The sequence below is a fragment of the Microcystis sp. M20BS1 genome (genome assembly GCF_020245305.1).
Classification (GTDB): domain Bacteria; phylum Cyanobacteriota; class Cyanobacteriia; order Cyanobacteriales; family Microcystaceae; genus Microcystis; species Microcystis ichthyoblabe_A.
In genome coordinates, this window is the sequence record NZ_JADBUZ010000146.1 from 23,850 (window position 1) to 31,528 (window position 7,679).

The following is a 7,679-nucleotide window of genomic DNA, read 5'->3' on the forward strand; positions in this document are numbered from 1 at the left end:
CGCTTCTCTACCATTTTTGTCTAGGAAAAACTTACAGTATTTGAATCACTTGTCTTGATCATCTTGTTCGGACTGAATTCTTCTCTCTTTATCCCCTGTAACAAAAACCGTCACCAAACCTGTTAAAGTACCCGCACTCATAATTCCAGATGCCCAAACTTTATCATTAATCCCCAGATAAATAGAGCCACCTAAACCAACTATCGCAATCGTAAAACCCGCAATTTGTCCAAGATAAGAGCGGATATTATCGTTTTTTACCAGTTCTGTTTCTATCTTTCTTCGATGTTCACCTTCTTTCTCCGTCATAGACAAAATCCGATCAGCACTACCGGGCAAAACTTCTTCATATCCTTTTAGAATTGTTGGATGAGGAATCGGGCCAGAGAAGGTTATGCTTTTGTTTATTCGTCTCAGGAGAATCGAGATTTTAGTTGACTGATCAATAGTCTCATCTTCTAATATTTCATCTATGGACTCTAAAGGTCTTTCAACTAGCTCACTATTATCCTGGTCTTCTGACTTTTTACTTTCGTCGGACATTTTAAGACAACTTTCCCCCATATTCACAAATGGCATTGTAAATATCTAATCCTGTCTTCATCCAATCAGACTGAATTGCGGCAGCGTCTGGGTTCAAATGTACTTTTTTGCCCACACGAACACGACAACGATAATCTAGATTGGCACGATAAGTCCCCCCTATATCTAGAACAGAGACCAGACCATCCATAAAGTACCGTCTAGGAATAGAGTAATTTTGGGAAGAAATGTCACGATAGTATTTTTTTACCATAACACCCTCGTTTAAGTCATGTTTACCCCTTCATTCTAGCATTTTATCATAGCAATTTTTTGAATTTATAAGAAATTATCACACTTAACCCATTTTTTACAGTTACAACACATAGCCACTACATTCGTACTATTAATGATCAAGGCAATTGACCGACCTTATCATTAAATCCTGACAAATATAAGTTTAAATTATAGCTATTGCGCCCTAAGAGCGATAATATTTAATATTAACCAGATTTATACCAAAGATAAATCATTATGGAAAATGTAGCCGAAAAACCCATTTTATCTCCTAAAGGAACCTTTCCCGCCACTGTCGTTAAGGTTATTGACGACTATAAATTAGTGATCAATAGAGGTGAAATTAGTGGAATTCGAGAAGGTCAAAGAATGTTAGTTTACAATACCAGCGAAGAGGAAATAAAAGATCCTCAGACTGGTGAGTCTTTAGGCTATCTTGACTTAGTGAGAGGGACGGGGACAATTACTTTTGTTCAAGAAAAAATATCGATTTTACAATCGGATAGAGCCAATAATAAAGGATCTAGATTGCTGGAGTTGTTGCTTAAAGAACAAGAAACCCCGTCCGATTTGATAGGAAAATTCATAAAAAGAGCCGTAGGAGCGAATTCTAAGAACGATAAAAAGCCAATATCCGAGCTAATAAATCGTGAATTGTTAAATAAACTGCTAGTATGGGAATTATCCGAAACGTTACCTTTTGAAAACCCTCAAATTGGCGACTCAGTTAGACCTATTTAGACCTATCAATGGAACAACCAATATTAGAATACTTTTTATCTCTTAAATATCCGATTTCAATTTATCCCGAAGAAGAAGGCGGATACACGGCACTAATTCCCAATTTACCCGGATGTATGAGTCAGGGTGAAACTTTAGGGGAAGTGATTATTAATATTGAAGAAGCGGTGGTAAAAAAGCAATTACTTTGCTTTCTAAAAGATGAATAAATATCCCCATAACTTGTTGCGGGAATCTAGAGATGAAGAGATTGAAAAATGTCAAAATAATGAATAATTAGTTTGACATTTTTTTGATACTTTCAGGTTCTTCGGTTTGTGTTATGCAATGGACGGGTGAAACTCTTATATAGAAAGACATTGCTTCGATTTTTGCCAATTGTTTTCCCTCTCTAACGAACTAATCAATTAAGTCTCTTGCTAAATAAGGATTTAGTCGATTTATACCACCCTATCGAACCATACCAAGTAACGAAGAACCAAAAAAACTAGGGAAAAATATTAAAAGGGGAGAATTAATCCCCCCCATCAATTTAGACAAAGAAACTATTGACTGGAATAGGGCCGAGCGCCGGGAAAGTACCCGTTAACCCGGTGAGATTAATCACCAAATCATTAGCACTTTGGAAGCCTGCCGTACCGTCGTTGATAATTAGGTAAGTGGTAGTAGTATTAGCAACCCGCACTAAAGCAGCACTGTTCATCCCGGGAGCTTGATTTCCGGCTGTTGCGCCATTAGCATCGGTAAAGACGTTAGTAACAATAGTGTCAATATTAGTCGTGGTGCTATCTGTTGCCCGGGTAAAAGCGACCGGGGCATTAATGGCCCCACCAGCTTGACTAAGCAGGTCAATTTTATCAGTACCAATAGCAAAATCCGTAACTCGGTCTAGGGCTGCCGAGGTGGACTGACTAAACTGGAAGATGAAGATGTCTGTCCCCACCCCACCGGTTAAAGTATCGATTCCAGCAGCGCCATTGAGGGTATTATTGCCACTATTCCCTGTAATCTGGTTATTTAAGGCATTACCCGTGCCATTAAGATTACCACTACCAGTGAGGAGGAGATTTTCCACATTGTTAGGAAGGGTATAGGAAATGGAAGCCTGCACGGTATCGGTTCCCTGGTTGAGAGCTTCAATCACCAAATCGCCGGCATCATTTACCGTATAGATATCGTTTCCGGCTAACCCAGTCATGGCATCTGCTCCAGAGGTTCCCACAAGGGTGTCTGGACCAGAAGTACCGATAAAGTCATCATTTTGGATAGTGCCAATAGCTGTAGCGGTGGTAATAGTAGCGCCGTTGGTGGCATTGGAGAGGGTAACGGTAAAGTTTTCGTTCAGTTCTACCGTTGTATCCCCCTGAACGTTAACAGTAATCACTTTACTGGTTTCCCCGGCGGCAAAACTCACGGTTCCTGACGGTAACAATCCCCCGACAAAATCCGTGGCATTGGCAGGATTGCTGCCGCTGCCGGTAACTGCCCAGTTGACGTTATTGGTTCCCGTGGTATTAACCGCACGAGTGACGGTGAAGGTAAAGGCTTTACTGCCACTGTTGCCCTCGGTTTGATTGGCATTGGTGGCGGCAATAGCGAGGGTGGGAACTGCTGCATCATCATTTTGGATAGTGCCAATAGCTGTAGCGGTGGTAATAGTAGCGCCGTTGGTGGCATTGGAGAGGGTGACGGTAAAGTTTTCGTCGGGTTCTACTGTTGTATCCCCCTGAACGTTAACAGTAATTACTTTTGAGGTTTCCCCGGCGGCAAAACTTACTACCCCACTGGGTAAGATTGCCCCGACAAAATCCGTGGCATTGGCAGGATTGGTTCCGCTGCCGGTAACTGCCCAGTTAACGTTATTGCTTCCGGTGGTATTAACCGAACGAGTGACGGTGAAGGTAAAGGCTTTACTGCCACTGTTGCCCTCGGTTTGACTGGCACTGGTGGCGGCAATGGCGAGGGTGGGAACTGCGGGACCACTCACGGCCCACAATTCCCGACCGTTCACGCCGTCATCGGCAGTGAAGTACAGGGTGCTGCCCACTACTCTCAGGTTTTGGGGGTCGGAGCTAGAGGAACCGGGGCGGATGTCCCCCACCAGAATCGTGCCGGCCGCCGTGCCGTCGCTTTTCCACAATTCAGTACCGTTCACGCCGTCATCGGCAGTGAAGAACAGGGTGTTACCCACCGCCGTTAGATTGCGGGGGTAGTTGCCAGAGAAACCGGAACCGGGGTTGATATTCTTGACCAGAACCGTACCAGCCTCCGTGCCGTCGCTCTTCCACAATTCCTGACCGTTAACGTTGTCATTAGCAGTGAAGTACAGGGTACTGCCCACTGCCGTTAGATTGCGGGGGGCAGACCAAGAGAAACCGGGGGCGATATCCTTGACCAAAACTGTACCCGCCGCCGTGCCGTCGCTTTTCCACAATTCCTCACCGTTAACGCCGTCATTGGCATTGAAAAAGAGGGTATTGCCCACCGCCGTTAGATTGCGGGGGGGGGAGTAAGAGGAACCGGGGGCGATATCCTTGACCAAAACCGTACCCGCGGCCGTGCCGTCGCTTTTCCACAATTCCCGACCGTTCGCGCCGTCATTGGCAGTGAAAAAGAGGGTATTGCCCACTGCTGTTAGATAGCGGGGGTCGGAGCTAGAGGAACCGGGGCGGATATTCTTGACCAGAACCGTACCCGCCGCCGTGCCGTCGCTTTTCCACAATTCATTACCGCTAACGCCTCTGGCACTGAAGAACAGGGTGTTGCCCACTGCCGTTAGATTGTCGGGGAAGATATTCTTGACCAAAACCGTACCGGCCGCCGTGCCGTCGCTTTTCCACAATCCAGCGTTAGTGAAGAACAGGGTATTGCCCAGTGCCGTTAGATTGTCGAGGTAGGAGCTAGAGTCACCGGGGCTGATGTTTTTGACCAGAACCGTGCCGGCCGCCGTGCCGTCGCTTTTCCATAATTCAGTACCGTTCACGCTGTCAAAGGCCTGGAAGAACAGGGTACTGCCCACCGCAGTCAGATTGCTAGGGTAGGAGCCATAGTCACCCGGGTTGATGTCGGCGACCGCAACTGTACCGGCCGCTGTGCCGTCGCTCCTCCACAATTCCTCACCGTTAACGCTGTCATAGGCAGTGAAGAACAGGGTATTGCCCCGGGCCGTCAGATTGCCGGGGTAGGGACCAAAGGAACCGGGGTAGATATCCTTAACTAAAAAAGGAACGGAGTCCTCGTCAACAATAGTCGCGGTTGCCGTAGATGGAGTGCCGAGAGTAGCTCCGTTGGTGGGATTGGAGAGGGTGACGGTAAAGTTTTCGTTCGGTTCTATCGTTGTATCTCCCAGAACGTTAACAGTAATTACTTTACTGGTTTCCCCCGGGGCAAAACTCACTACCCCACTGGGTAACACTCCCCCGACAAAATCGGCAGCGTTAGCGGGAAAAGTGCCAGTGCCGGTAACTGCCCAGTTGACGTTATTGCTTCCGGTGGTGCTATCCGCACGAGTGACGGTGAAGGTAAAGGCCTTGCTGCCACTGTTGCCCTCGGTTTGACTGCTGCTGGTGGCGGCAATGGTGAGGATGGGGATTGCTACATCATCATTTTCGATGGTTCCCGTGGCAGTAGCGGTGGTAATGTTAGCGCCGTTGGTGGGATTGGAGAGGATGACGGTAAAGGTTTCGTTCGGTTCAAATGTGGTATCTCCCAGAACGTTAACGGTAATCACTTTACTGGTTTCTCCCGGGGCAAAACTCACGGTTCCTGACGGTAAGACTCCCCCGACAAAATCGGCAGCATTGGCGGCATTGCTGCCGCTGCTGATAACTGCCCAGTTAACGTTATTGCTTCCCGTGGTGATAACCGAACGAGTGACGGTGAAAGTGAAAGCTTTACTGCCACTGTTGCCCTCGGTTTGACTGGCATTGGTGGCGGCAATGGCGAGGGTGGGAATTGCGAGCGTACTCACAGCCCACAATTCAGTACCGTTAACGCCGTTATCGGCACTGAAGAACAGGGTACTGCCCACTGCCCTTAGATTGCTGGGGTTGGAGCTAGAGGCACCGGGGCGGGTGTCGGCCACCAAAACCGTACCGGCCGCCGTGCCGTCGCTTCTCCACAATTCCTCACCGTTTACGCCGTCATTGACAGTGAAGAACAGGGTGTTGCCTACTGCTGTCAGACGGTTGGGGTTGGAGCTAGAGGAACCAGCGCGGATATCTTTGACCAAAACCGTACCGGCCGACGTGCCGTCGCTTTTCCACAATTCCTTACCGTTCACGCCGTCATCGGCAGTGAAGAACAGGGTGCTGCCCACTGCTGTTAGATTTTCCAGGTTGGAGCTAGAGGAACCGGCGCGGATATCTCTGACCAGAACCGTACCGGTCGCCGTGCCGTCGCTCTTCCATAATTCAAGACCGTTAACGCCGTTATCGGCAGTGAAGAACAGGGTAAGGGTGTTGCCCACCACCGTCCTCTGGGTGGAGAAGCCAACGGAACCAAGAAAACCGGGGTTGATATCTTTGACCAGAACCGTACCGGCCGCCGTGCCGTCGCTCTTCCATAATTCAAAGCCGTTCACGCTGTCAAAAGCAGTGAAGAACAGGGTATTGCCCAGCACCGTCAGATTGTAGGGGCGGATATTCTTGACCAGAACCGTGCCGGCCGCCGTGCCGTCGCTCTTCCATAATTCAAAGCCGTCATTGTCGTCACTGGCAGTGAAGAAGAGGGTACTGCCCACTGCCGTTAGATTGCTGGGGGAGGGACCAGATAAACCGGGAAAAATATCTTTGACCAAAACCGTGCCGGCCGCCGTGCCGTCGCTTTTCCATAATTCATAACCGTTCACGCCGTCATCGGCAGTAAAGAACAGGGTACTGCCCACTGCCGTTAGATTGCTGGGGAGGGAGCTAGAGGAACCGGGGCGGATATCTCTGACCAAAACCGTACCAGCCGCCGTGCCGTCGCTTTTCCATAATTCCCGATTAACGCCGTCATTAGCAGAGAAGAACAGGGTACTGCCTACTGCCGTTAGATAGCGGGGGTTGGAGGATATAGAGAAACCGGAACCGGGAAAAATATCTTTAACCAGAACCGTGCCGGCCGCCGTGCCGTCGCTTTTCCACAATTCAGTACCGTTAACGCCGTCATTGGCAGCAAAGAACAGAGTATTGCCCAGCGCTGTTAGAAAGCCGGGGTTGGAGCTATAGGAACCGGGAAGGATATCTTTAACTAAAAAAGGAGTTGACATGATTTTTTCCTGAATAAAGGGTGAAAATTAAACAATTAAGTAGTGGTGCAGAATAAATTTCCTAGTGGAGATAGGCAAGAGGCAAGGGGGGGTTAGATTTGTGTCATTAATTTTGCTTAAGTACTTAAGCCAACCCACGTTCATCTCTGGTATAGATTAGAATCGATTATTAACATTGATTTTTGCTTATGATTTATTATGGTTTCAGTGGGTATTAATAGAAGTCATGACGTTAACTGCAAAAGATTAATGCGACTATTTTACGCAAAGAATCGCCAATCTTTCAAGGTTTCCATAACATAAATTAACATTGATTACAAGAAAACGGGTTTCTCAAAGACAAGAAACCCGTTTTCTAGATATTGGATAAGATTATTGGATTTTTGCCAAAGACTGCTTAAATTCTGCGAGAGAATTAGCGGTAGCTGCTAATTTTAGTAGATCTTCTAAGATAGTAGGGTTAGTCATTTTGCCGATTATCTCTTCAATTTCTGAAGAAATCTCTCCAAAACGCACAGTTAAAACTGTTTTTATGGCATCGCGGCTTTTTTCTAGCACCCCAATTTCTTTACCAATTTCCTTACCAATTTCCTTACCAATTTCCTTACCGCGTTCTATCCCTCGTAACTCCATATTACTCATTAAAGGCATGGTTCTTTCCTCCTCAAATTGTTTGATTTTACTCTCTAAGCTTGACTGTAATTCAGGGGATAAAGTCATCATATTATCGATGATTTCAAACAGTTTACTAAGTAAGGTAGGTATTACCCACCCTACTTATTTATGATGATACTAAAAGACTTCCTACACTCCTCAAAAGAATTTACTATAAGTGCGGCTTTTAACATCTCTTCTAAAACCGAAATAA

5 protein-coding genes are annotated in these 7,679 nt (G+C 46.8%); 2 read left to right on the forward strand and 3 right to left on the reverse strand.

Annotated elements, in window-relative coordinates; all coding sequences use genetic code 11:
* Nucleotides 1-45 precede the first annotated feature (45 nt).
* The gene (locus tag IM507_RS14925) at nt 46-543 is read right to left on the reverse strand and encodes a DUF2335 domain-containing protein (RefSeq protein WP_002731609.1); all 498 of its coding nucleotides are present in this window, start codon (nt 541-543) and stop codon (nt 46-48) included.
* 513 nt (nt 544-1,056) lie between these two features.
* Between IM507_RS14925 and IM507_RS14930 the strand changes: the two genes are divergently transcribed.
* Both IM507_RS14930 and IM507_RS14935 read left to right on the forward strand, forming a co-directional pair.
* Entirely contained in the window at nt 1,057-1,560 is a 504-nt protein-coding gene (locus tag IM507_RS14930) for a hypothetical protein (RefSeq protein WP_002732927.1), read from the forward strand.
* Nucleotides 1,561-1,568: 8 nt separating this feature from the next.
* Entirely contained in the window at nt 1,569-1,769 is a 201-nt protein-coding gene (locus IM507_RS14935) for a type II toxin-antitoxin system HicB family antitoxin (protein WP_002734159.1), read from the forward strand.
* 323 nt (nt 1,770-2,092) lie between these two features.
* Here IM507_RS14935 and IM507_RS14940 read toward each other — a convergent pair whose 3' ends face one another.
* Entirely contained in the window at nt 2,093-6,811 is a 4,719-nt protein-coding gene (locus IM507_RS14940) for an ELWxxDGT repeat protein (RefSeq protein WP_287637270.1), read from the reverse strand.
* A 372-nt stretch (nt 6,812-7,183) separates the two neighbouring features.
* Nucleotides 7,184-7,531, reverse strand: coding sequence for a hypothetical protein (locus tag IM507_RS14945; RefSeq protein WP_287637271.1), 348 nt, complete (start codon nt 7,529-7,531; stop codon nt 7,184-7,186).
* Nucleotides 7,532-7,679 lie beyond the last annotated feature (148 nt).

What these genes read in the sequence shown, in the direction of transcription:
- IM507_RS14940 (WP_287637270.1), bottom strand. Translation starts at nt 6,811, where the DNA reads ATGTCAACTCCTTTTTTAGTTAAAGATATCCTTCCCGGTTCCTATAGC.
- IM507_RS14945 (WP_287637271.1), bottom strand. Translation starts at nt 7,531, where the DNA reads ATGACTTTATCCCCTGAATTACAGTCAAGCTTAGAGAGTAAAATCAAA.
- IM507_RS14925 (WP_002731609.1), bottom strand. Translation starts at nt 543, where the DNA reads ATGTCCGACGAAAGTAAAAAGTCAGAAGACCAGGATAATAGTGAGCTA.
- IM507_RS14935 (WP_002734159.1), top strand. Translation starts at nt 1,569, where the DNA reads ATGGAACAACCAATATTAGAATACTTTTTATCTCTTAAATATCCGATT.
- IM507_RS14930 (WP_002732927.1), top strand. Translation starts at nt 1,057, where the DNA reads ATGGAAAATGTAGCCGAAAAACCCATTTTATCTCCTAAAGGAACCTTT.